General features: G+C 71.0%; 19 protein-coding genes. 11 read left to right on the top strand and 8 right to left on the bottom strand.

Going from position 1 to position 23485, the window contains the following annotated elements:
• Positions 1 to 2454 precede the first annotated feature (2454 nt).
• The gene (locus ACZ6KO_RS30910) at positions 2455 to 3171 is read left to right on the top strand and encodes a hypothetical protein (protein WP_401456089.1); all 717 of its coding nucleotides are present in this window, start codon (positions 2455 to 2457) and stop codon (positions 3169 to 3171) included.
• On the top strand, positions 3168 to 3641 hold the full coding sequence (locus tag ACZ6KO_RS30905; RefSeq protein ID WP_401456087.1) for a MarR family transcriptional regulator: 474 nt from the start codon (positions 3168 to 3170) through the stop codon (positions 3639 to 3641). The genes ACZ6KO_RS30910 and ACZ6KO_RS30905 overlap by 4 nt, the downstream gene beginning before the upstream one ends.
• A 139-nt stretch (positions 3642 to 3780) precedes the next feature.
• On the opposite strand, the gene tpg is transcribed toward ACZ6KO_RS30905, so the two are convergent.
• From tpg to ACZ6KO_RS30875, 6 genes are all read right to left on the bottom strand, one after another.
• Positions 3781 to 4335 (bottom strand): telomere-protecting terminal protein Tpg, encoded by a 555-nt coding sequence (tpg, locus tag ACZ6KO_RS30900; RefSeq protein WP_469307290.1) that lies wholly within the window; start codon positions 4333 to 4335, stop codon positions 3781 to 3783.
• 29 nt (positions 4336 to 4364) lie between these two features.
• Positions 4365 to 6509, bottom strand: a complete 2145-nt coding sequence (gene tap, locus ACZ6KO_RS30895; protein ID WP_469307289.1) for a telomere-associated protein Tap — start codon at positions 6507 to 6509, stop codon at positions 4365 to 4367.
• Positions 6510 to 6623: 114 nt separating this feature from the next.
• Positions 6624 to 7592, bottom strand: a complete 969-nt coding sequence (locus tag ACZ6KO_RS30890) for a ParB/RepB/Spo0J family partition protein (RefSeq protein WP_469307288.1) — start codon at positions 7590 to 7592, stop codon at positions 6624 to 6626.
• Positions 7589 to 8836: a ParA family protein gene (locus ACZ6KO_RS30885; RefSeq protein WP_469307287.1), complete on the bottom strand. Its 1248-nt coding sequence runs from the start codon at positions 8834 to 8836 to the stop codon at positions 7589 to 7591. Before ACZ6KO_RS30885 ends, ACZ6KO_RS30890 begins: the two co-directional genes overlap by 4 nt.
• A 202-nt stretch (positions 8837 to 9038) precedes the next feature.
• Positions 9039 to 9713 (bottom strand): ScbR family autoregulator-binding transcription factor, encoded by a 675-nt coding sequence (locus tag ACZ6KO_RS30880; protein WP_469307286.1) that lies wholly within the window; start codon positions 9711 to 9713, stop codon positions 9039 to 9041.
• Between the two features lie 202 nt (positions 9714 to 9915).
• The gene (locus ACZ6KO_RS30875) at positions 9916 to 11163 is read right to left on the bottom strand and encodes an FAD-dependent monooxygenase (protein ID WP_469307285.1); all 1248 of its coding nucleotides are present in this window, start codon (positions 11161 to 11163) and stop codon (positions 9916 to 9918) included.
• 115 nt (positions 11164 to 11278) lie between these two features.
• On the opposite strand from ACZ6KO_RS30875, the gene ACZ6KO_RS30870 reads away from it, so the two are divergent.
• The gene (locus tag ACZ6KO_RS30870; protein ID WP_469307284.1) at positions 11279 to 12067 is read left to right on the top strand and encodes a TetR/AcrR family transcriptional regulator; all 789 of its coding nucleotides are present in this window, start codon (positions 11279 to 11281) and stop codon (positions 12065 to 12067) included.
• Positions 12068 to 12106: 39 nt separating this feature from the next.
• Here the strand turns inward: ACZ6KO_RS30870 and ACZ6KO_RS30865 are convergent, their stop codons facing one another.
• Together ACZ6KO_RS30865 and ACZ6KO_RS30860 are read right to left on the bottom strand one after the other, a co-directional pair.
• Positions 12107 to 12877 carry a glucose 1-dehydrogenase gene (locus tag ACZ6KO_RS30865; RefSeq protein ID WP_469307295.1) on the bottom strand — a complete coding sequence of 257 codons (771 nt, stop codon included), beginning with the start codon at positions 12875 to 12877 and terminating at the stop codon, positions 12107 to 12109.
• Between the two features lie 159 nt (positions 12878 to 13036).
• Positions 13037 to 13990 (bottom strand): ScbA/BarX family gamma-butyrolactone biosynthesis protein, encoded by a 954-nt coding sequence (locus ACZ6KO_RS30860; protein WP_469307283.1) that lies wholly within the window; start codon positions 13988 to 13990, stop codon positions 13037 to 13039.
• Between the two features lie 496 nt (positions 13991 to 14486).
• On the opposite strand from ACZ6KO_RS30860, the gene ACZ6KO_RS30855 reads away from it, so the two are divergent.
• The 8 genes from ACZ6KO_RS30855 (at position 14487) to ACZ6KO_RS30820 (ending at position 23473) form a co-directional block, all read left to right on the top strand.
• Positions 14487 to 15794: a cytochrome P450 family protein gene (locus tag ACZ6KO_RS30855; protein WP_469307282.1), complete on the top strand. Its 1308-nt coding sequence runs from the start codon at positions 14487 to 14489 to the stop codon at positions 15792 to 15794.
• Between the two features lie 157 nt (positions 15795 to 15951).
• Positions 15952 to 16695, top strand: a complete 744-nt coding sequence (locus ACZ6KO_RS30850; RefSeq protein ID WP_469307281.1) for a ScbR family autoregulator-binding transcription factor — start codon at positions 15952 to 15954, stop codon at positions 16693 to 16695.
• A gap of 263 nt (positions 16696 to 16958) precedes the next feature.
• A complete protein-coding gene (locus ACZ6KO_RS30845; protein WP_469307280.1) occupies positions 16959 to 17813 on the top strand; it encodes a TetR family transcriptional regulator in 855 nt (284 codons plus the stop codon).
• 275 nt (positions 17814 to 18088) lie between these two features.
• Positions 18089 to 18913, top strand: coding sequence for an AfsR/SARP family transcriptional regulator (locus tag ACZ6KO_RS30840; RefSeq protein ID WP_469307279.1), 825 nt, complete (start codon positions 18089 to 18091; stop codon positions 18911 to 18913).
• 132 nt (positions 18914 to 19045) lie between these two features.
• A complete protein-coding gene (locus tag ACZ6KO_RS30835; RefSeq protein ID WP_469307278.1) occupies positions 19046 to 19786 on the top strand; it encodes a ScbR family autoregulator-binding transcription factor in 741 nt (246 codons plus the stop codon).
• A 235-nt stretch (positions 19787 to 20021) separates the two neighbouring features.
• The gene (locus ACZ6KO_RS30830) at positions 20022 to 20801 is read left to right on the top strand and encodes a phosphopantetheine-binding protein (protein WP_469307277.1); all 780 of its coding nucleotides are present in this window, start codon (positions 20022 to 20024) and stop codon (positions 20799 to 20801) included.
• Positions 20802 to 20816: 15 nt separating this feature from the next.
• The gene (locus tag ACZ6KO_RS30825) at positions 20817 to 22691 is read left to right on the top strand and encodes a beta-ketoacyl [acyl carrier protein] synthase domain-containing protein (RefSeq protein ID WP_469307276.1); all 1875 of its coding nucleotides are present in this window, start codon (positions 20817 to 20819) and stop codon (positions 22689 to 22691) included.
• Positions 22691 to 23473: a 4'-phosphopantetheinyl transferase family protein gene (locus ACZ6KO_RS30820; RefSeq protein ID WP_469307275.1), complete on the top strand. Its 783-nt coding sequence runs from the start codon at positions 22691 to 22693 to the stop codon at positions 23471 to 23473. Before ACZ6KO_RS30825 ends, ACZ6KO_RS30820 begins: the two co-directional genes overlap by 1 nt.
• Positions 23474 to 23485: the final 12 nt, after the last annotated feature.

Raw genomic sequence — 23485 nt, 5'->3', positions numbered from 1 at the left:
CCCGCGGAGCGGGTTCCCAAGCGCTGCGCGCTTGGGAGAGGTCGGGCTCGCTCCGCTCGCCCGAAGCCTCCTTCGGAGGCTGGGCCCTCCGCTTCGCTCCGCTCCCCAAGCGCTGCGCGCTTGGGAGGGACCGGGCTCGCTGCGCTCGCCCGGGCTCCCTTCGGGAGCCGGGGCCCTCCGCTTAGCTCCGGGCCCCCGCGCTGCGTGCGGGGGAGAGAACGAGCTCGCTGCGCTCGCTCGAAAGCCCCTTCGGGGGCTTGGGCCCTGCGTTTCGCTCCGGTTCCCCAGCGCTTCGCGCTGGGGAGAGCTCCAGCTCGCTGCGCTCGAGGGAGCTCCCTTGGGGGGCTTGACTCTGTGCTCCGTTTTGGGTTCCAGCGCTGCGCGCTGGGGAGAGACCGGGCTCGCTTCGCTCGCCCGAAACCCTCTTCGGAGGCTGGGCCCTCCGCTCTGCTCCGGGCCTAGGGGCGCCATTCGCCCAGAGAGAACCAGGGCTCGCTGCGCTTGCCCGAGCCCGCTTTGCGGGCTGAAGTCCTCCGTTCCGCTCCCCCAAGAGCTGAGTGCTTGGGGGGAGCTCCGGTTCGCTGCGCTCGACGAAGCCCCCTTCGGGGTTTGGCCCTCCGCTTCGCTCCGGGCTCCCTAGCGCTGCGCGCTTGGGAGAGACTGAGCTCGCTTCGCTTGCCCGAAGCCTCCTTCGGAGGCTGGGGCCCTCCGCTCCGCTCCGGGCCTCTGGGCGCTATGGGCCCAGAGAGAACCAGGGCTCGCTGCGCTCGCCCGAGCCCGCTTCGAGGGCTCGGGTCCTTGGCTGCGTTTTGGCCTCCCAGCGTTGTGCGCTTGGGAGGGACCGAGCTTGCTTCGCTCGCTCGAAGCTCCCGGAGGAGGCTTGGGTCCTCCGCTCCGTTTCGGACCTAAGCGCTGCGCGCTTGAAAGGCAACGGGCTCGCTGGGCTCGCCCGGGTTCCTTCGCGGACTGGGCCGCTACGTACCCCAGGAAAGGACAGAGCTCGTTGCGCTCGCGTGCAGCCGCTTTCGGCTGCTGGACGCTCCGCTTTGCTCCGGACTCCTATGCTGCGCATCGGTAGAGACCGGGCTTGCTTTGCTTGCCAGGGTCCTTTTCGGGGGGTAGGACGCTTGGGAGGGACCGCGTTGCGCTCGAGCGGAGCCATGTTTGGGGGCTGAGCCTTCCGCTCAGCTCAGGTCCCTGGGCGAGTAGAGCCCAGGAAAGAACGGCGCTCGCTTTACTTGAGAGGGAGCCCCATGCTGAGCGCGGGCAGAGTTCGGGCTTGCTGTGCTCGTCGGAAGCCTCCTTCGGAGGTTGGGCCTTTCGCTTCGCTCCAGGTCCTTGGGTGCTACGCATCCAAGGGGGGACGTGCTCGCTGCGCTCGCGGGGAGCCCTCCTCCGGGGTTGAATCCTCCGCTTCGCTTCGGATCCTACTCTGCGCATGTATAAGAGGCCGGCCTCGTTGTGCTCGTCTGAAAACCCCGTTTGAGGACTGGGGTCCTCTGTTCCGCGGCGGACCCCTGTGCTGTGTGCGGGGAGAGACCGTCTGAGCTCTGCTTGTGCGGAGTCCCTTTGCGGGTTGGACCCTCTGTTTTGTTCCGGGTCGCAGTGTTGTGGGTTGGGGAGCGAGTGAGTGCAGTTTGGTTCTTGTGTGTTTCTTGGGGGGTTCCGCTTTGCTTTGGAGCTGAGCGCTACGCGTTGGGCAGTAGCCAGGTTTCCTTGCGTGGACCTGTGTGTGGGGTGTCAGGGCCTTGGTTTGACCTGGGGTTTTGGGGTTGTTGGGGGTCGGCTTGGGTGGGTTGGGGTGGCGGGGTTGGTTTGGGGGGAGTGGGGGCTTGGTGTTCCGGTTGTGGGGGCAACAGGGTGGGGTGGTGGGTGAGTTGGGGGGTGGGTGTTAACGGCGTTAAGGGGGTGGTGGAGGTGTGCTTCAAAGTGAGTCGTGGATAGAGATGGGAATCAGTCAGATTGGGCGGCGTTCTGGACAGTGTGTCCGGGAGGGGGTGAGTGGGGGTGGGTGTCGGGGAAACGTGAGGAACGGTGGGCTCCGGGGGCGTTGGTGACGGGGTTTTGGGGCCGCAGACGGACGGCGGTCGGTGTATAGAGGGTACGGAGATGCGTTGCCGCAGGTCAGGGGCGGTGCGGGGAGAAAGATATGTCCCCTCAGGAGGGACATATCTGGGGGGATGTGTCGCTGCTAGGGGGACACAGCGGCTGCAAAATGTCAGTGAGGCTGACGGTTTTTGGGCAAAAATGTCGGTGGGGCTGACGTTTTGGCGGGGATATGTCGCCGAACTGGTGGGGGGTGCGGTGGGGTTGGCCGTGGGGGCGCGAACGGCGTGCTGAGAGGGGGGTGGCCGAGATGTGTCCCTACTGGGGGGACATAAGACACGCCGAACGTCAACGAGCGTGACATTAGTGTCACCCTTGTTGACATACTGCTCTCTGCAGATCAACGAAGTGGAGAGCATCCTCGTGTCATCAGAGCCACAGCGCCGTCGGCCGAGTCCGGCGCGCGCGCCGCGTCCTGATCTCCCCGTTGATGACGCGATCTCGGCGTGGAGTCAGCCACTGGCTCCGGTCAAGGATCTGGACAGCCTCGCGAGGCGGTATCCGAGCCGGAAGCTCACGCTGGACGGTGAGCGCAAGCCGCTGGAGTTCTACGGGACGCAGAGTCAGCCAAATGCGTTCTCGATGGACAGTCTTGAGTTCTTCCTGGTGATTGCCCAGTACTTCAGGGAAGCCTTGCCCTTGAGGCTCATCCTGCTGCTGATCGCGTGCCAGCGGGCGGGGGGGCGGATTCCACTTACCCAGGAGGAGATGGCTACCATCCTCGACGTCAGTCGGACGAAGACTTCGGAAGCTCTCCACACGGTGATGTCTCATGGGATCGTCTTCAAGGTGCGGCGGGGTGTCTATCAGTTCAACCCGCCCTACAGTTACCGGGTGGCTGAGTTCATCCCGGGGACGGAGACGGCGGGTGAGTTCGTGAAGGTGGAGCAGCACAGCACCATCTCGCAGATTCGCAGCGATACGAGCCTGCCGGACCTGGTGCGGTTCCCGTCGCTGGACCATATGCGGCAGGCCATCGAGGAACTGCGGGCCGAACGGGCCAAAGAGCGCGCTGCGCGTCGGCTGAGCCGGGCACAGCGCAAGGAAGAAGGGACAGCTCAGTGAGCACCTTGCGATTCGCTGCGGTCAACGCCGACGGGCTTCTCTCCGACCTCGACCTGCCGCCGGCGGCCTACCGGGTGTTGCTGAAGCTGCGCTCGCTGAGTGAGCCGGGGGGCCGGATCCTCATCGATCAGGCCACCATCGGCGGGCTGCTCGACCTGAGCCGGCCCAGTGTCAACGCGGCACTGCGGAGCCTGGAGCTGGCGAAGCTCGTACGTAAGGTCCGTAATGGGGTGTACCAGATCAACCCCATGCTGGCCGGGTACAACTCCTTCGAGGACGCGGTGGCCGCGGTGAACGACATGCCCACGGACGAGCGGTTGGACGCCCGCGGGTATGTCGCGAGTTACCACCGGGCGGTGGCGGCGTATCAGGACCAGTTGGCGGAGCAGCGGAAGAAGAGGGCGGCGCAGGCCGCCGCGAAGAAGGCCGCGGAGTCGAAGCGGCGTAGGACGCTGCACGCTGTGGGGTAGTTCGGCAGGCCCCTTGGTCCGTGACTGTTCCGGGCCCTGTGTGGCCGCTGGAGGGGCTTTCGGCCCCCTCTTGACCTCTAGGGGTCGGGAGGGGGCCGACGTGCGTTCTGGGGGGCGTACAGGCGCTTCTGGGGGCTTGTCAGAAGTTGAAGTCCACGTAGTCGATGTCGGTGAACTCGACGAGGAGACCGGTGGCGCGGGCGCCGTTGTCCCGGAAGTAGATCTCCTGGAGCGCCTCGGCGGTGATGTGGCGCAGTTGGGCCTCGGTGGCGCCGGCGTCCTGGGCGGCGAGGAGGCGGGAGGCGTACTCCGGGGGGAGGTGCTGGGTGATGCGGCGCATGCGGCCGTCGTCGGTGGTGCCGGGGGCGGCGGTGAAGCCGAACCGGGCGCGGGTCTCGATGACGATGCCGGTCTGCTTGGCGGCCTGGTCGCGGGCGCGCTTGCGGACCAGGGGCTGCCAGCGGTTGCGGACTTCGCGTTCCAGGCGGGCGGCGAGGGCCGGCTTGGGGTGCTGGATCTGGTTCTTGACGTAGCGCTCGACCGTACGGCGGGAGATGCCGAGGAGATCGGCCACGGCCTTGGTGGACTTGAGCTGCTTGACGAGGAAGCGCATCTGGGCGCCCGCGGACTTGGGGATCGGGCGCGTGAAGTTCTGTTCGTCGGCGCGGGTGAGGCTGTCGTTGATGTCTGCCATGGGTGGGGCTCTTGGTCTCCGTTGTCCGGTTACTCGCCGTCGGCGGCGGCGTCGTGGCCCTTGATGTGGCGGGCGGGGTTGTGGCCTTCGTCGAGCATCTGGACCGCCCAGAGGAGGGGCTGGGTGCCTTCGTGCTTGACCATGCCGGGGCTGACTCCGAGGCGGAAGCCGCCGGGCAGGGGCTTGCCCTCGGGGGTGCGGGGGAGGAAGTCGAGCGGGCTGGGGCCGTCGGAGAGGTAGACCGCGCAGTCGGAGAGGACGGCGATGGGGTGGAGGTCGGCCGCTTCGGCGAGCTTGCGCATCTTGCGGTGCATGTTGACACGGGCTGTCGAGATCAGGGCCGCGCGGATGTCGGGGCGCCAGGTGGGGCGTTCGAGGGCGGGCCAGGACTCGCCGGGGCGGTAGGCGGCGCCCTGGGGGCGTTCGCGGAGCTTGCCGATGCCGCCCTTGACGGTGGACTTGATCGCGGACAGGACGGCCGCGTGGGCGGGACTCGTCCGCTTGTGGTCCTGCATGGCCGTGAGGAAGGCGTCGTCGGTGAGGGCGGTGGTGACGCCGAGGTCGGCCATGGTGGCGAGGTAGGCGTCACGTAGGCGGGTGTACCAGGCGTCGAGGTACGGGGCGTTGTCCGGGCGGACCCAGGCTTCGGTGGGCCGGACGTCGAAGCCGAGCTCGGTGGCGTAGGCGAGGGTCGGGGTCGCGTACCAGGCGGGGCCGGCGGGGGGTCGGCCGTGGGGGGTGAAGGGACTGGGGAGGCGGGGGTCGAGGGAGAGGGGGGAGAGGTCGGCCAGCCAGCTGCCCGGGAGCTTGGGGTCGAAGGCGGGGTTCGTGGTGTGGACGGCCGGGCCGATGCCGACGAGGAGGCGATTGGCCGCGGCGGCGAACGCCATGTTGATGTCGATGCCGACGGCGTGGGTGCGGGTGCACTCGGCGTCGGTGAGGAGTTCGGGGCTGCGGATCCAGTCGTACGCCTCTTCGTCGAGGACCTGGTCCGGGGTGCGCTGGTGGGCGCGGGGGTAGAGGGCGGCGACCACCGGGTGCTCGTCGGGGGCCTCGGGGGGTGCCGGGTCGACGGGGCGGGTGAGCGAGCCGGCGACGGTGGCCGACTCCCATGTCCTGGTGGCGGCGTTGAGGGCGGCGCGGGTGGGCGGGCGCAGGGCCGTCATGAGCTCCAGGCCCGTGACGGCGGTGGAGCCGCGGGGGGTGAGGACGCGGGAGGCGTAGGTGGTGAGCAGCTCGGCGAGTTCGGGGGCGGGGAGGGCGGGGGTGCCCTCGCCCCAGGCGCGGGGGTCGAGCGCGCCCCAGGGGAGGACCGCGAGCTGGACGCACTGGCGGCCGGTGGCCGCGGTGGCGGGGCGGTAGACGCGGGCCCAGGGGCCGAAGCCGCGGCGGGTGAGCTGCCACTTGGCCTTGGTGAGCTGCTTGAGGACGGGGTGGTTGTCGGGGAGACGGAGGCCTCGGCGGTCTTCGAGGACGAGGGGGAGACCGAGGGCCTCGGTGGCGGCGGGGGTGAGGACGAGGAGGGGGTCGCCGTCCTTGCCGTTGCGGTGGAGGCGGGGGGAGTGGAGGTCGGCTTCGGTGAGGGCCCAGGTGATCAGGGTGGGGAGGTCCTTGACGGGGTGGTCGAGGACGACACCGCCGGCGGCATGGGCCTGGCCGGTTCCGTCGAGGACGGCGAGGGGGCCGTTGCCGGTCATGGGGGGGAGGGGGGTGGGCGTGGGGCGGTGGGGTGCCTTGCGGGGGGTGGGGTCAACGGTGTTGACGGGGGGTGGGGTGGGCTGGGACGGCTGTGGCTGTGCGGGGGGTGGGGTGGGTGCGGGGGGTGGCGTGGCGTTAACGGCGTTAACGCTCTCGGTGGTCGGCTGGTGTGGGGGGGTGGGGGAGGGCTCGGCCTTAACGGCGTTAACGCCGTTAAGGGGGTGGAGGGCCGAGAGGCCGTCGAGGAGACGGCTGTAAGCCGCGCGCTTCGGGGGGCGGGGGTCGGTGCGGCCCGTCTCCCAGGAGGTGACCGTTTCACGGCGTACGGAGAGGGCCTTGGCGATCTGGTCCTGGCTGAGGCCGGCGGCTTCGCGTAGGCGCTTGCGCTCGTCGGGGTGGGGGAGCGCGTCCTTGGCGGCGGCTTCTTCGAGCAGGGCGTCCACTGCGGCGAAGAGGCTCTCTTGTTCGTTGGGCATGGGGTACCTCCAGGGCTGAGCCTATGTGAAGCGCACGGTTGAACGCACATGAAACGCACGCGGGGGCGTTAACGGCGTTAAGGCCGTTAGCGCCCCCGGGCGTGGTGCGTACCGCTAGATGCGGGTCATGAGGAGTTCTGTGACGGCCTTCAGGTCATCCGGAGTGAGGTGGGCGGTCAGGGCGTCCGCGACGGTTTCCGGGGAGTCCGCGGCGATGGTGATGCGGCGGCTGGCGGTCTGCGCCGGAGTGGTGGTGGGTGTGGGTGCGGGAGCGGGAGCTGCGGCCGGGGTCGGGGCCGGGGTCGGCGTCGGGGTCGGGGTCGGGGACTGGGGAGCGCTGGTCGCCGGGGACGGGCGGGTGCGCTGGCGCGGGGGGTTAACGGCGTTAAGGGTCTCGTCGGCCGCGGCTGCCTGGTCCTCCTGGGGGAGCCGGCCGATACGGCGAGCCGGTTCCACCTTGAGCTCCCCGGTCTCCACCTTCTCCTGGAGGCTGGGGGTGAGGTTGAGGAGGGTCAGGCGCTGCGAGACCCAGGCGGCCGTCTTGCCGAGGCGCTTGGCGACCTGGGCCTGGGAGCCGTGGACCTCGACGAGTTCCTGAAGGGCCCGGGCCTGGTCCATGGGGGCGACGTCGACCCGGTGGATGTTGGCGATGAGAGCCGATTCGAGGATGTCCGCGGCGCTGGCGGCGAGGCTGTCGTTGACGTGGATCTGGATGGTCTTGAGGCCCGCGAGGTGGGCCGCGGCCAGGCGCCGGTTGCCGTCGATGACGACGTACGGGGCGCGGCCGAGGCCGTCCGTCTGGCCCGGGTGGGCTTCCATGAACGCCATGCGGGTGGCGACGGCGAGTGGCTGCAGCTGACCGCGGACGACGAGGGACTGTGCCATCTCGTCGAGGTCGGTGAGCTCCTCGCGGAGGTTGAAGGGGTTGTGGGCCAGGGCCTCGATGGGCACCTCGGACGGGGGGACCGCGCCGGAGGTGGGGGCACCCGTGGCTTCCGCGATGGCGGCGCGGCGGGGGCTGACGCTGGCGGTCTGGGCGCGGGCGAACGACGCCGAGACGCCGAGCTTGTCGGCCTTGCTCATGAGATCTCCCTGGCGAGTGCGCGCAGTGCGACGGCCTGGTCGCCCTTGGGCGCGTAGACGAACAGCGGCTGCTTCACACGGACGGCTTCGCGCTGTTCCTTGAGGTCGGGTACGACGGCGACGACACGCGGATCCTTTATGTCCATCCAGGCCTGGAGGGAGGATGTGGCGATGTAGCCGCGGCGGCCGTCGTAGAGGTTGACGACGAGGCCGAGGTAGTCGATGTCGAGGCTGAGGTCGTCCCGGAGGTCGTTGATCTGGGAGGTGAGGAGGTCGTACGCGTCGGCGGAGGAGTCCTCGGCCTGTACGACGATCAGTGCTCCGGAGGCGCCGGGCTGTTCCGCGTCGCGGCGGCGGCCGTAGTAGATGGCCGCGTCCATGCTGAGGCCGAGGCTGGGCGGGCAGTCCACGAGGATGACGTCGTACTCGGACTCGACGGGGGCGAGGGCGCGCTCCAGGGCGGCCTCGCGAGCGCGGACCGTGGAGAGGCGGACGTCGAGGAGGAAGGCGTCGGTGCAGGCGGGCAGGAGGTGCAGGCGGTCGCCGAAGCGCGCGTCCGCGACGGGGGCGATGAGGTCCTGCAGCGGCCCCTTGGCCTCGCCGGCCATGTGGCAGGTGAGGCTGTCGCCACCGATGGGGAGGGGCTGCTGTCCGAGCTGCTTGGTGAGGTGGCCCTGCGGGTCGAAGTCGACGAGCAGGACCCGCATGCCGAGACCGGGCAGGTCCTCGCGGTCGAAGGCGCTGGGCTCGGGCTGGGCGTCGTCCTCGGCGAGGCGGGCCAGCTGGCGGGCGATCCGGACCGGGTGGAGGCTCGCCGGGTCCTCGGCGAGGGCCTCGGCGGTGCCCGCGGTGATGGCGGTCTTGCCGACGCCGCCCTTCTGGTTGCACACGATGATGCGGCGGACCACGGAGGGGCGCTGGACGGTGGGGGCCGGGTTCATCTCCAGCCAGAGCTGGACGGCTTGGGCCAGTCCCTGGATGAGGGAGACGCCGCGGTCCTTGGAGTGGGCGCGGAACGACTCCCACTGGCCGGCGGGCAGCCAGGTGGAGAAGGACTCGGCGCCGGAGGTGTCGACGGGGGAGGGCGCCGAGGCGAGGGCGGCCCAGTGGGCGATTCCCTGGTGAACGGCGTCCTGGATGTCGACCCGCAGCTGGGCGGTGCGGATTTTCAACTCCTGGCGGAGCCACGGGGGCAGCTTGGAGACGACCTTCTCGCGGTCGCTCTGGGACGAGGGCGAAGTCATGGGAGGGACTTTACTAACGTTCTTGGGTGGGCGTGTGCGCCACGCTTGAGTTTTGCTAACGGATTGACGCGGAGGGGCCGGTTCGGGCCGGGTGGGTGGCTGGTTGTGTGCGGGTGGGAGGTGGGGACGGCTGAGGGCGGTGACCGTTAACGGCGTTAACGCCGTTAACGGTCACCGCCCTCGGATCGGGGTGGAAGGGCCGTCAGCCGACCGGGACCGCCTGGGGGTTCCGGGGCGGCAGCCCGAGTTCGGCGCGGCATGCGGGGGAGCCGGCCGGGTCGTAGTGGGGCAGCCGGCGGGCGGGGACGACCGCCGGGAGGACGAAGGTCCAGAGGTCGACGATCCGCTCGTGCAGGTCCTCGCGGCTGGTGCGGACGTACGAGGTGACCTGTAGGCCGGTGAACGAGCCGACGAGGTAGGTCGCGAGGTGCGCGGTGTCGAGCGTCTGGAACAGCTCGCCGCGTTCCTGGGCCGGGTCCAGGCAGCTGCGGGTGATGTCGATCCACGTGTCGTACGGGGAGGGGTCCGGCTTTGTGAAGGAGCCGAACTCGACGACGAGGCGGATGGCGGCGCGAACCCGGACGTTGGTGCGCAGACCGTGGGCCATGTGGTGCGTGAGGTCGATGGCCGTCTGGAGGCCGGGCTCTTCGATGCGGGGGAGTAGTTCCGAGATCTGGAACTGCTCGTCCATCAGGGTGCGGGCGAGGGCGTCCTTGGACGGGAAGTGGAAGTACAGGGCGCCCTTGGTGACACCGGCGTGTTTCACGACGTCGCTGAGGCTGGTGCCGCCGAAGCCGGTCTGGTCGAACGCGACGGCTGCGCCGTCGAGGATCGCCTGCCGGGTGATTTCGGCACGTTCCTGCCTGGCCCTCGCCAACGTGGGTCTCCTCGGTGGGGTGGGGGAGTGGTGTGTGCGGTGATCGTTGCGCACGGGGGGAATCTAGCCGGGGCCTGAAGCGGAAAACCAGGCGGAACGTTGTTTCTGGGTGGGTGGGGTGGGGGCGTGTGAGCGTATGGGGGATTTGGGATCTTTTGGTGGGTGGGGGAGTAGGGGGTGGGCGTTAACGGCGTTAACGCCGTTAAGGGTGGGGGTGGCTGGAGGGGGTCAGGTGGGAGGGGGTCGGGTACGAGGGGAGGGGCAATGAGGACACCTTCTGGCCCTCCTTCAGCATCCAGTCGAGGATGCGCGGGCGGCTGAGGAGCCCGTTGCGCAGGCGCAGGCCCGTCCTCGTGGCCGGGGCGAGGAACTGGCCGGTGCGGTCACCGCCCTTCTGGCAGCCCTGGGCGTAGTCGCGCAGCCGGTTCTCGTACCGGGCGAACGCGGCGCGGTGGTCCTGGGGGGAGCGGGCCAGCTCGCCCGCGAGGACGTACGCGGCGACGACGCCCGTGCCGGTTCCCATGCCGCCGAGGGTCGCGCCGCAGGCGGCGTCGCCGACGAGGGCGATCCGGCCGGTGGACCAGGTGGGTACGTCGGCGCGGCTGATGGAGTCGAAGTAGAAGTCGGCGGCGGGGGTGAGCGTGAGGGTGTCGAGGAGGTGGGGGACGTGCCAGCCCAGGCCGGAGAAGGCGCTGGTGAGGATGCGCTTCTGGGCGGCCGCTTCGGCTGTGGCTGTGGCTGTGGCGGTGGGGGTGGGGGGTAGTTGGGGTGAGGCGAAGACGAAGAACGCGCGGGCGCGGGTGGGGTGGGTGTGGTCCCGGCCCACGCTCGCCAGCCGGCCGGGGGCGTTGAGGCCGATGCTGCCGCCGTCGGCGGGGAGGGCGAGGGCGGGGGCGTCGGGGAGGCTCCAGGAGGCGGCGTAGTACCCGAGGTGGGTGACGTGCTCCTCCTCCGGGCCGAAGGCGAGGCGGCGGACGTGGGAGTGCAGGCCGTCGGCTCCGATGACGAGGTCGAAGGAGCGTGGCGGAGCGTGCCGGAAGGTGACGTCGACGCCGGTGGGGGTCTCGGTGAGGCTCGTGATCGAGTCGCCGAAGAGGTACTCGGTGTAGGGGAGCGAGGCCTCGTGGAGGACGCGGGAGAGGTCACCGCGCAGGACCTCGATGTCACCGCCGGCGAACTCGGCGGGGAGGCGGAGGCGGGGCACACCGTTCGTGTCGAGGAAGGTCATGGGACTGCCGCCGGTCTGGAGGCGGCGGAGTGCGTCGAGGACACCCATGCGGTCGAGGACGGTGAGGTGGGTTGAGCCCCGGAAGTCGACGGCCTGGCCGCCGGGGCGGAGAGCGGGGGCGATCTCGACGAGGGTCGGCTCGAAGCCGTGGCGGCCCAGCCAGTGGGCGAGGGTGGGGCCGGCGATGCCGGCGCCGGAGATCAGGACGGTGCGGATGGGCATGAGGGGCTCTCCCTTTCAGCGCGATAACTGTGTCCGTCGGACACTGAAACGATACCGTGTACGGTAGACGCAGTTTTGTTGGGTTGCAAGAAGCACGTGATGTCGGGAGCCGACGATGAGTGAGCAGTGGGGTGCGGCAGCACGGTTGCTCTGGGGGCCGCAGCCGCCGGTCAAGCCGGCGCGGGGGCCGAAGCGGGGGCTCACGCTGGACGGCATCGCGGCGGCCGGGGTGGGGATCGCCGATGCGGAGGGGCTGGGCGCCGTCTCGATGCAGCGGGTGGCCGGCGAACTCGGGGTCACCAAGATGGCGCTGTACCGGTACGTGCCGGGGAAGGCGGAACTGGTCGCGCTGATGGTGGAGGGCGCGTTGGCGGGAGTGCCCCTGCCGGGGGTGGGGGTGGGGGCGGGGCCAGGGCTGCCAGGGGCAGGGTGGCGGGCGCGGCTGGGGGAGTGGGCGCGCGCGCTGCTGGTCGGGTTCCAGCGGCATCCGTGGCTGCTGGAGGCGACGGTCGGCGCACGGGTGATGGGGCCACGGGAGCTGGCGTGGCTGGAGCAGGCGCTGGCCGCGCTGGAGGGATGCGGGCTGAGCGGGGCCGAGGCGATGGACGCGGTAGTGCTGCTGACGGGGCATGTGCGGGGGATTGCCGCGCAGGGGCAGGGGCAGGGCCAGGAGGTGGCTGAGTCCGCGGGTGTGGAAGCGGGTGGCGCGGGAGGGCCCGATGCGCAGCTCACCGCGGTGCTGGGTGAGGTGATGCGGGAGCACGGGGACCGCTACCCCGCACTGGCGGCGGCGTTGGTGTCCGCTGCGGGGGGTGGGGGGCAGGATCAGGCGCTGGAGTTCGGGCTGGAGCGGATCCTGGACGGGCTGGGGCTGCTGATGGAGGAGCGGAAGCGGGGGATGTAGCTCACACGTATGCCGGAGCCCGGTTCGGTGGTGGTGGGGTCAGCGGGTCGTCCAGCCACCGTCCACGGACAGGGTGGCGCCGATGACGAACGAAGCGCGGTCGCTGCAGAGCCACGCGGCCGCCTCGGCGATCTCTTCCGGGGCCGCGATGCGGGGGAGGGGGGCCGACTGGAGGAGGACCTCCTCCATCGCCGGGTTCTCCTTGAGCCAGGCGTCGATCATCTCGCTCCGGGTGGAGCCGGGGGCCAGTGCGTTCACGCGGATGCCCTGGGCGGCGTACTCGGTGGCCGCGGCCTTCGTGAGGCCCAGGACCGCGTGCTTCGAGGCGATGTAGGCGGCCGTCACCGGAGTGGCGACCAGGCCGGCCGTGCTGCTGTTGTTGACGATGGATCCGCCACCCGTGGTGAGCATGGCGCGGATCTCGTGGCGCATGCAGTTCCAGACGCCGCGGACGTTGGTGTCCATCACGCTGTCGTAGACCTCCTCGTCGAGGAGGTGCAGCGGCTTGGGCTCGGCGCCTACGCCGGCGTTGTTGAAGGCGGCGTCCAGGCGGCCGTACGCGGAGACGGCGGCGGCGACGGCGCGGGCCACGTCCTCGGTCCGGGAGACGTCGGCGACGACGTACTGGGCCTGGTGGCCTGCGGTGCGCAGGTCCTCGACGAGGGTGGCGAGTTCAGGAGCGCGGCGGGCGACGAGGGTGACGCGGGCGCCCTCGCGGCAGAAGACCCGGGCGGCGGCGGCGCCGATGCCGGCGCTGGCGCCGGTGATCAGTACGGATCTGTCCGCCAGTAGTAACGAGCTCCCCTCCATCACGGCGCGACCGTAACACGAGGTGATGAACCGTTCGAAGGGGTTGGGCGTGCAGGGGTGTTGTCCGGGCCGTCGTGCGGGTGGCCTGGTTGCGGTGCGTGGCGTGGGGGCCGTCCCGAGCCGGTGCCGGCTCGGGAGGTGTGGGTACGCCGGTGGGACTCAGTAGCCGGTGACCGTCGAGCGGAAGACCGTACGTCCCTCCTGGTGGCCGGTGACCTCGATCTGGCCGGGGGCGGCGGCCGTCGCCTCGACCCAGCAGGGGGTGTCGAGTTCGGCGTAGTGGAGGAACTCGGTGGCGAGTGCGGTGGGACGGAAACTGCCCGGCGGCCGCAGTCCGCAGGCCGCCTGGCGGGCGGCTTCGACCAGGACCATGCCCGGGTGGTGGTCGTTGGCGTGCTCGAAGAGGATCGGGTGTTCCAGGTCCGGGTTCAGCAGCCAGCGCCCGGGCCGGTCCGCGGCGGCCAGGACGACGTCGAACGGCAGCAGCCGGCCGGCGGCGGCCGCAGGGATGGGTGCGCGGCGCTCCAGCGGACGGGTCGAGCCGGTGCGGCCGCGGGTGCCGCGCAGTCTGCGGTACGTGGCGGGGGCGACGCAGGTGAAGCGGGCGGTACCGGTGGCGGCGAGCTCGCCGGAGCGGCGGATCTCGACCTCGAGGAAGCCGGAGAAGCGGTTGCCGCGCCAGCCGAAGTCCGTACAGGTGGCGATCATCTCCAGATCGCTGGGGCTGCGCCCGATGAGGAGCCGGTCGGGGCGGGAGTCGAAGTCCAGGCTCCACAGCAGGACGTTGTGGCCGAGCGGAACGCCGTAGACGGCGTGGCAGAGGTAGAGGCCGACCTGGCGGATGGTCTCGCCGGCCTGGACGGGGTCGTGGCTGGTGCCGTCGGCGCTGGTGAAGAAGGTGTGCGCGCGCGGCCACTGGCCGGTCAGGTAGAACGTGTCGTCGTCGATGCGGTCGCAGCCGGTCAGGAAGACCTCGGCGAGCGAGCTGCGGTGCACGTACTCCTTGGGAACCGTGGTGGTCAGGCGGGGGGCCTCGTTGCAGCGGGTCCAGGGCTCCCCTGTCCGCTGCAGGGGTCGTATCCGAGGGTTCTTCCGGATTGTCAGCATCGTCATGGACCTCTCCGCAGAGCCGTTTCGACGGATGGGATGGGGATGCGTACGCGTCACGCAAGATACGTACTCTCCGGTTTTGTTTGCAAGGTGCCAAAGGTGTCGGCATGTCGGACCTTGGGCCGTGTCAACATGCGAGATGGCGCCCTTGCCCGGGCCCGCACGAGGGCCCACCAGCGAAGTTCCGGACGAAGGCCGTGATGGGGGACGCCAGGGTTCCGTCCCAAGTGGGAGCCAGTCTTCCGGTCATATGCCCCGGTCCGGCCGGGTGTTGGCACGTGCGGTTCGGCGAGGGGAATTCAAGCCGCCGTCGAGCGCTCGCCGACTTGCGGGGGTTTGCTGGCGGACCATGGGGGCCGATGCGAAACTTGGGACCGCCACCGGTATGTTCAAAACCGGATGGGCGGTTTGAAATACGGGGTGTGGAAGCTCCTTCGCACCCTGTCGCCGAGGTACCGCCGCTCTCCTGCCGCCCCTCACCGACCATCTGGAGCTCTCGATGACACGTCAGTGCCCGTACGCGATCGACCCCACCGGTGCGGACATCCACGCCGAGGCCGCCCACTTGCGGGAGCAGGGAGCGGCGACCCCGGTGACGCTGCCCGGCGGTGTCACGGGGTGGGTGGTCAGCGGCAGCGAGACGATCCGCCGGATGCTCGTCGATCCGCGCGTGTCGAAGGACGCGTACCGGCACTGGCCCGCGTGGATCGAGGGGAAGGTCGGTGCGGAGTGGCCGCTGGCCATCTGGGTCTCCGTGCAGAACATGATCACGGCGTACGGCGCCGAGCACACCCGGCTGCGCAAGCCGGTGGCCGCCGCCTTCACCTCGCGCCGGGTGGCGGGGATGCGGCCGCGGATCGAGCAGGTCGCCGAGGAGCTCCTGGACCGGCTCGCGGCGCTGCCCGAGGGGACTCCGGTCGACCTGCGCGACGAGTTCGCGCACCAGCTGCCGACCCGGATCGTCTTCGAGCTCTTCGGGATACCGGAGCGGTCGTGGGCGCCGCTGCACCGGATCATCAAGGGCTTCTTCGACACGGCGATCAGCGCCGAGGACGCGCAGGCCAACGCGGAGCTGCTCTACGTGACCATGGCCGACCTGATCGCGTACCGGCGGGAGCACCCCGGCGACGACATGACCACCGCGCTCATCTCGGCGCGTGACGAGAGTCTGGGTGGGGGAGAAGGGGCGGGGCTGGGGCAGGGGGACGGGGAGAGGGGTGGGGGTGCGGCGTTGAGTGAGAAGGAGCTGATCGACAATCTGATCCTGCTCTTCACCGCCGGCTACGAGACCTCGGTCAACCTGATCTGCACGTGCGTCCTGGAACTGGTGCGCAACCCCGCCCAGTTGCGGCTGGTGCGGGACGGGCTGGCGTCCTGGGAGGACGTGGTCGAGGAGGCACTGCGGATGGAGCCGCCGGCGACGTACGCGCTGCTGCGCTTCGCCGTCGAGGACATCGAGGTGGGGCAGGGTGAGCAGCGCGTGGTCATCCCCCAGGGCGACCCCATCGTGATCTCCTTCGCGTCGGCCGGGCGGGACCCGCAGGTGCACGGGCCGGACGCAGACCGCTTCGACGTGACGCGGGCGACGCGCGGCGAGCACCTGTCGTTCGGGCACGGGACGCACTACTGCCTGGGCGCGACGCTGGCGCGGATGGAGTGCGCGGTGGGTGTGCAGCGGCTCTTCGACCGGTTCCCGGACCTGGAGCTGGCCGTCGCGCCGGAGGAACTGCCGAGGGTGGAGTCGTTCATCTCCAACGGGCTCCGGAAGCTTCCGGTGCGGCTGGGCGCGGAGCGGCGGGTGGGGTGAGGGTCGGAAATGTGAGGGACCGGGGAAGGGTTGAGGGTTGGTTGTATGGTGCTTGATAAAATACGGACCTTCTGGTTGGTTTTAGTGGGGGTGGTGGATCCTGTAAGGGATCCAGCCGGAGCAAGACCCCATGCACAACGGAGGCAACGGAGGCACCGTGGCACGGCAGGAGCGTGCGGTCCGTACGCGTCGCGCGATCTTGGAGGCGGCGGCCGCGGTCTTCGACGAACGCGGTTATGACGCGGCCACCATCGCGGACATCCTTTCCCGGGCAGGCGTCACGAAGGGCGCCCTGTACTTCCACTTCTCCTCGAAGCAGGAGCTCGCACAGGGTGTCCTCGACGAGCAGTTCGGCGAGGCCGGGGTGCCCGCCCGGACCAGCAAGCTGCAGGAACTCGTCGACGTGGCGATGGTGCTGGCGTACCGGATGAAGCGGGAGCCGATGCTCAGCGCCGGGGCGCGGCTGTCGCTGGGACCCGGGATGCGGGAGATCTTCGGCGGCGGGTCGGTGCCGGGGTGGATCGAGTTCACCCGGAGACTGCTCGTCGAGGCGAAGGAGCAGGGTGAACTGCTGCCGCACGTGGACCCGGGCGAGACCGCCTGGATCCTTTCCGCCTGTTGGGCGGGGGCGCAGATCTACTCGCACACCCTGAGCGACAGGGCGGACATCGAGCTCCGGGTCTCGGCCGTCTACCAGCACATCTACCCGAGCATCGCGACGCCGGCGGTGCTCGCGCGGATCGACATGGCGCCGGACCGCGGGGAGCGCGTGAGCGGGGAGATGGCGGCCTCGCGGGCGGGTTCGGACGTGAGCTCGGGTGTGGGCTCGGGTGGCGCCGGTGTCGGTGCGGGGGCTGGAGCTGGGGCTTCGGCCGCGTCCGCGGGGCGCGGGATGTCGTGACCGGAGTCCGCTGAGTCGGGGCCGGGTTGTGTGGGGGGTGCTGTGGATGCGCCTTCTGCGGGGTATCCGGGTGAGGGGTCGTGCATCACCTGGCGTCCGCCTCTGTTTCGGTGTCCGTCCGCTGTCGCTTCACCTTCTGTTCGATGTTCCTCTGTCCGCCGATTCCGGCCGGCCTCGAGCCCGCCTCCAGTCCAGCCGCCGACTGTGTCCGCGAAATCTTGTACCCCCCCGGGCAAACCGCGAGGGCGGTTTGTGGAGAGTCCATGGCCAAGCAGGAGCGTGCTGCCCGCACGCGTGAAAGTCTCGTCCGTGCCGCTGCGGAGGTGTTCGCCGAGGAAGGGTTCGTCACCGCGTCGATCGCGGCGATCAGCAGAAGGGCCGGAGTGAGCACCGGCGGGCTCCACTTCCACTTCGAGAGCAAGACCGTGCTGGCCGGGGCCGTGGAGGACCGGGCGGTGGAGGCGCTGCGGCGCATCACCGTGGGGCGGCGGGTGGGGGTGGGGGGCGCTGTGGGCGCCGGTGCGGGGACGGGTGGCGGTGCGGGTGCCGGTACGGGTGCGGGAGTCGTCGGTGCTGAGGGTGCCGGTGGTTCCAGCGGTTCTGGTGGGTCTGGTGGGGAGGGTGTCGGGGGCGCCGGTGGCGGCCTCGGCAACTCGTTGCAGGTGCTGGTCGATTCCACGCATGCGCTGATGGCGCTGCTCGCCGGCGATGTGGTGGTGCGGGCCGGCTTCGGGCTGTCCGCGGACGCGGCCCGCGAGAGCGGGGTCGACCTGCGCAGGCAGTGGGGCGTGTGGGTCGAGGACGTGCTGCGGGCCGCGGGACGGGAGGGGGCGCTCGCCGAGGGGGTCTCTCCGCAGGACGCCGCGAGGGCGGTCATCGCCTCGACCGTGGGCCTGGAGGTACTCGGCGCCGCCGAGCGGGACTGGGTCTCGCCGCACACGCTCACCCGGTTCTGGACCTTGATGCTGCCGCGGCTGGCCGCGCGCGGGACGCTCGGTGGGCTGGCGGCCGAGGGGACGGGAGCGGCGGCTTTGGCTGCTGCGGGTGCGGGGGCGGGTGCGGCGGGTTCTGGGGTTGAGGCCGGTGCGGGGTGTGGGCTCTCTGTCGGTCCGTCATAACAGACTGACTGGTCTCTTTTAGTAGGTCGTCGGGCGGGGGCTGTGGTCCTCATCTAGGGGGGATCGAGGGGTGGAGTGTCCCCTTCGGTGGCGTGGAACTCGTACGAACTCCCAGGTCAGAGAGGTTTCTTGAGCGATGCTGGGGTCTTGCTGGTCCCCAAAACAGCACGACCGGTTTGATATTGACAAACCGTCGGTCCTGTTTTCTACTGAACAAGCGACTCATCCAATGACTGGGGTCACCTCCCAGCGGTAGCTGGGGGAGGGAGTACGGCGTGGACATCGATGTACTGGGCGCACTGGCCGTGCGGGAGAACGGGGTATCCATCACGCCGACCGCTCCGAAGCCCCGGCAGGTCCTGGCACTGCTGGCGCTCCATGCCGACCAGGTCGTCCCCGTCTCGGCACTGATCGAGGAACTGTGGGCGGGTGAGCCGCCGCGCAGCGCGCGGACCACCCTCCAGACGTACGTCCTGCAGTTACGCGCGCTCATCGCCACCGCCCTGGAGGCGGGTGACGCCGACGGCCGTACCGCGAAGGACGTGCTGGTCACCCTGCCCGGCGGATATCTGCTCAACAGCAACGGTGGTACCAGCGACGTCCGCGAGTTCGACCGGCTGGCCGGAACCGGCTACCGCGCGATGGACGCCGGGGACTTCCCGGGTGCCGCGCGGCTGCTGCGCGAGGCGCTGGCCCTGTGGTCCGGGCCCGCCTTCGCCGACGTACACGGCGGCGTGCAGCTGGACATGGAGACGCGGCGGCTCGAGGAGACCCGGCTGTGCGCGCTCGACCAGCGCATCGAGGCCGATCTGCGACTGGGCCGGCACCGCGAGCTGCTGGCCGAGCTCACCGTGCTCGCGAGCCGGTACCGCACGCACGAGAACCTGCACGGTCAGTTCATGCTCGCCCTGCACCGTTCCGGCCGGCGCGGCGAGGCGCTGGACGTCTACCAGCGGCTGCGCGGCACGCTCGTGCGCGAACTCGGACTGGAGCCTTCGGCGGCGCTGCGGCGCCTGCAGCGCTCGATCCTCATGGCCGGCCCGGAGAATCCGGCGGAAGCGGCGGTCGAGGCGGGCGGGGAGCGGCTCGTCCGGGTGTGACCTCCTTCTTCTTCCTCCTTCTCGGTGGTTCGTCTCCTTCTCCTTCTGCGTTCGCTGGGGGCGGGGTCGGTCCGGGAGGAGGCTGCCGGAGGTCCGCTGGAGCGACTCGCGAGGGCGAGAGGAGACGACTCGGTGCAAGAGAGGTCGGAGCGGACCCGGAGGCGGTTGGTATGCGCCGGGGCCGAGTTGTTCCACCGCAACGGCTATGCCAACGCGACCCTCGGGGACATCGCGGGCGCGGCCGGGGTGACGAAAGGGGCGCTGTACTTCCACTTCGCCTCGAAGGACGAGCTTGCGGAAGCCGTGCAGCAGCGCGGGTGCGCGCTGCTGCACGACTCGGTACGGGCGCTGCGCGAGGCCGGCGCCTCGCCGCTCCAGGCACTGATCGATACGACGCACTGGCTCGCACGGACGCTGTACGAGGACCCGGCGATCCCGGCGAGTTTCCGGATCACCAAGGAGTGTGCGGGGCAGCAGCCGCCGGTGACGGACTTCCACGCGGCGTGGATCTCGGTGGTGTGCACGCTGTTGCGGCAGGCGCGGGACGCGGGTGAGCTGCGGGGGACCGTCGCTGGTGCTGGTGCTGGTGCTGGTGCTGGTGCTGGTGCTGGTGGTGTGGGTGTGGGTGCGCGGGAGCGGGGCGGCTGGGAGGGGACCGAGTCGCTGGTGGCGGCCGCGGCCTGCGGCATCGAGGTGATGTCCGGGACCGGCGTTCCGTACGGCGAGCTCCAGCGGAAGGTGGCGGCGCTGTGGGCGCTGTTGCTGCCGACCTTGGTCGCGCAGGGGCGCGAAGGGGAGTACCGGACCGTGCCGCGGGGGGAGCCGGCCGTGGTGTGGACCGGGGTGGCCGAATTCATGGGGAGCGGGGTCTGAGGTGGGCGTGGGTGTGGGCGTGAGTGTGGATGTGGACGTTGAGGTCGGGCGCGGACGTAGAGGTGCTGGCTAAGGGTTCCGAGAGTAGGAGTGGTCCGCGATGAGCGGTGAGAACGTGGTTCCGTTGTGGTCGGCGCCCTTACCCGCGACTGCGAGTACGGCGGCAGTGGCCGCGGCTGCGGCCGCGGGAGGCGGTGCCGGTCGTGGTGGGACGCGGGGGGATGTGCTCGCGGACGTGATCGCCGTGCTGGGCGACGTCCTGCGGGTGAAGCCGGAGAAGATCGATCCCGAGCAGACGTTTCAGTCGCTCGGGCTGGACTCGTTGCTGACGGTGGAGTTCGTGGCCGTCGTCAACGCGCGGTACGGGACGCAGGTGCCGGCCACCGAGATCGCGGATCAGCCGACGCCGGTGGCGTTCGCGCGGCAGGTCGCGCGGGAGGCCGGAGTCGGGGGCCGGGGTGCGGTCGGGGCCGGGGCCGGGCAGGGCGGGGCCGCGCTGGCCGCAGTCGGGTCGGCGGGGGCTGTCGGTTCCGTGGGCTCCGCGGTCGGCGGGGCTCGGGGTGCGGCGGTGGGCGTCGGGGACGTCAGGGATGTCGTCGAGGTGTTGCGGGAGCAGCTCGCCGCGATCCTGTGCTGCGACGCGTGGGACATCGATCCCGGTGAGGCGTTCGGGGTGCTGGGGCTGGACTCGATCCTCGGCGCGGAGTTCGTCTCGGTGGTGAACCGGACGTTCGGACTGCGGGAGCGGTCGGTGGTGCTCTACGACCACCCGAACCTGACGGCCATGGCGGCGTACGTCGCGGAGCGCGCGGGGCTGGGGTCGCGGGGCGGGGCCGGGGGCCGGGACGGTGTCGGGTCTGCGCTCGGGGCCGGAGTCGGAGTCGGGGTCGGGGCCGGGTCGGTCTCGGCGCTGGCGGCGCGGGTCGCCGAGCTGGACGTCGTACTGGACGCGGTGCGGGACGAGCGGTTGACGGTGGACGAGGCCCTGGTGTTGCTGGGGCGGCGCGGCGCGTAGGCGGGTGCGGGCGCGGTGGACGAGAAGGAGATCCTGACCCGGTTCAAGAACGGGACGCTGGACCGGGGGCAGGCGACGGCGTTGCTGGCCGGGGTGCGGCGGGTGGACCGCGGTGGGGGTGGGGGTGCGGGGCTCGTTGCCGTGCCTGGTCCTGGTCTTGGTCCCGGTTTTGCTGCTGGTGCCGGGGCTTCGGGGGGCTTTGCCGTGGCCGTGGTCGGGATGGCCGGGCGGTATCCGCAGGCGGCGGACCTCGAGGCGTACTGGCGGCTGGTGGGTGAGGGGCGGGACACCGGGGCCGTGATGCCGGAGGGGCGGCCGGGGGCGGCGGGCGGCGGGGCCGGGGCTGCCGGGGTCTGCCGGGTGGTGGGGCATTGGCTGGAGCGGGTGCAGGACTTCGACCACGAGTTCTTCGGGATCGGGGCCGATGAGGCCGCGTTGATGGATCCGCAGGAGCGGCTGTTCCTCGAGACGGCGTGGGAGGCCTTCGAGGACGGCGGGTGTGCGGGGAGTCGGCTGGATGCCCTGCGGTGTGTGGGCGTGTACGTGGGCGTCGGGGCCGGGGACTACCGGCTGTGGGGGGTTGGAACGGGCGCGGGCGAAGGTGTGGAGGCGGGTGCCGGCGCGGAGGCTGCTGGGAGCAGCTGGGGGGTCGCGAACCGGGTTTCGGCGGTGCTCGGGCTGACCGGGCCGAGCCTGTGCGTGGACACGGCGGAGTCGTCGGTGCTGGTGGCGTTGCACCAGGCGGTGGCCGCGATGCGGGCCGGGGAGTGCGAGGCGGCGCTCGTCGGGGGCGTGAGCGTGCGGGTGCATCCGTCGAGTTGGGGGGCGCAGGGCCCGGCGGGTGTCGGGGAGGGCGTGGGGGCGCTGCTGCTGAAGCCGTTGGAGCGGGCGGTGGCGGATGGGGACACCCTGTATGCGGTGGTGCGGGGGAGTGCGGTGGGGTTCTGCGGGGCGGGTGTTCGTGATGCGGCCGGTGTGCGTGATGCGGTGGGTGTTCGTGACGCGGCGGTGAAGGCTGCCGGGGGTGGTGGCGCCGGGGTGTGCGCCGGAGGTGAGGTGGTGGCACCGGTGGTGGGGCGGCGGGCCGGGGCTGCGACGGGGGCTGCGCTGGTGACGTGGGGGGTGCTGGGGCTGTGGCACGGCGGGGTGCGGGGGGCTCGGAAGACGGGGGCTGAGGAGGCGGGCTCCAAGGAGGCGGGGGCTGACGGGACCGCTGGGGCTGCACGGGTGTCTGTTGGGGTGCGCGGGGTCGGTGGGGCGGAGGCGTGGGTGGTGCTGGAGCCGTACGGGGGTGTGGGTGGAGGCCCTGCCGGTTCGCTTTCCACCCCGGCGGGCGTTGCGCGCCCCGGGGGCTCCGCCGCGGGGCGCGGGCCCGTGGCGCCGGCGGACGGTCGGGCCGGGATGGGCAGTGGGTCGGCCGAGCCGGGAGGTGCGGGGGGTGCGGGGGAGTTGGTGGTGCTGTCCGGGCCCAGCGCGGGGCATGTGGAGGCCACTGCCCGGCGGCTGCGGGAGTGGGTGGGCAGGGGCAGCGGTGAGCGGGTGGGGCTGGCCGGGGTTGCGCGGGGGCTGAGGGTCGGGCGGGCGGCTATGGGGTGGCGGTGGGCCGTGGTGGTGAAGGACATGGAAGAGCTCGCGCAGGCGCTGGAGGAGACGTCCTGTGTGGAGGTGACCGGCGGCGGAGCCGGACCGATGGGGCTGGGGCGGGTACCCGAGACGCGGGAGTTCGTCGCCGCCCTGTGGCGCGGCGGGCGGCTCGCGCAGGTGCGGGAGTTGTGGCTGGCCGGGGTCGACGTGGACTGGGCGGCCCTGGAGACCGTGCCCGGCGTTGGAGCGGTGTCCGTACCGTTGCCCGCGTCGGCGTTCTTGCGGACGCCCCTGTGGCTGCCCTGATGCCCATCAACTTGTGGTTCTGCCCGAACGAGGACCTCGCGCCGGGGATCGCGGCGACACTGGCCGCCTACTGGCTGGACGAGCACGAGCGCGAGATCGCCGGACGGTTCCTGTTCGAGCGGGACCGGCGGCAGTACCTCGTCGCGCACGCGCTCGTACGGCGGGTGCTGGCGCTGGAGACGGGCATACCGGAGGCCGAGGCCGTCATCTGGCGCTCCTCGCGCGGCCGGCCGTACCTGCAGACGCCGGAAGGCGGGCTGCCGCGCGGCGGGGACGGGCTGGACTTCAACCTCTCCCACGCCCACGCCTACAACCTGCTCGGCGTGGCCCGCAGTTGCCGGATCGGGGTGGACGTCGAACGCCTCGACCGGGGTGAGCAGCAGGGCTTCGAGGTGATCATCGAGACCTTCACCGAGGGCGAGCGGGAGTGGATCGGGCGCGCTGCGGCCGGCCGGCCGCGGGACCGGCGGGTGCTGCGGCTGTGGACGCTGAAGGAGTCGTACGCGAAGGCGCGCGGGCTGGGCCTGTCGCTGGCGTTCGACTCCTTCTCGTTCACGCTGGCCGAGGACCGGGGCGTGATCGAATTCCGGCCGCCCGCCGACGATCTCGCCGGGCGGTGGCGGTTCCTGGAACTGGAACCGGTACCGGAAGTGGTGGCTTCCGTCGCTGTCGAAGTGGTCGAGGTGGAGGCGGCGGATCCGCCGGCCGTCTATTTGCGGCACGGGTTTCCCTGGGGACGGGCCACGCCTCGGCGGCTCACTCTGGAGGCTCCCCTGCGGTAGCTTTCAGCGGCT

The organism is Streptomyces sp. NPDC042102 (assembly GCF_055582305.1).
This window is presented reverse-complemented; position numbering and strand designations above follow the sequence as displayed.

Bases quoted from the DNA above. Each gene is read 5' to 3' on its own strand.
- tpg (WP_469307290.1), bottom strand. From the start codon at position 4,335: ATGGCAGACATCAACGACAGCCTCACCCGCGCCGACGAACAGAACTTC.
- tap (WP_469307289.1), bottom strand. From the start codon at position 6,509: ATGCCCAACGAACAAGAGAGCCTCTTCGCCGCAGTGGACGCCCTGCTC.
- ACZ6KO_RS30890 (WP_469307288.1), bottom strand. From the start codon at position 7,592: ATGAGCAAGGCCGACAAGCTCGGCGTCTCGGCGTCGTTCGCCCGCGCC.
- ACZ6KO_RS30885 (WP_469307287.1), bottom strand. From the start codon at position 8,836: ATGACTTCGCCCTCGTCCCAGAGCGACCGCGAGAAGGTCGTCTCCAAG.
- ACZ6KO_RS30875 (WP_469307285.1), bottom strand. From the start codon at position 11,163: ATGCCCATCCGCACCGTCCTGATCTCCGGCGCCGGCATCGCCGGCCCC.
- ACZ6KO_RS30870 (WP_469307284.1), top strand. From the start codon at position 11,279: ATGAGTGAGCAGTGGGGTGCGGCAGCACGGTTGCTCTGGGGGCCGCAG.
- ACZ6KO_RS30865 (WP_469307295.1), bottom strand. From the start codon at position 12,877: ATGGAGGGGAGCTCGTTACTACTGGCGGACAGATCCGTACTGATCACC.
- ACZ6KO_RS30860 (WP_469307283.1), bottom strand. From the start codon at position 13,990: ATGACGATGCTGACAATCCGGAAGAACCCTCGGATACGACCCCTGCAG.
- ACZ6KO_RS30855 (WP_469307282.1), top strand. From the start codon at position 14,487: ATGACACGTCAGTGCCCGTACGCGATCGACCCCACCGGTGCGGACATC.
- ACZ6KO_RS30845 (WP_469307280.1), top strand. From the start codon at position 16,959: ATGGCCAAGCAGGAGCGTGCTGCCCGCACGCGTGAAAGTCTCGTCCGT.
- ACZ6KO_RS30820 (WP_469307275.1), top strand. From the start codon at position 22,691: ATGCCCATCAACTTGTGGTTCTGCCCGAACGAGGACCTCGCGCCGGGG.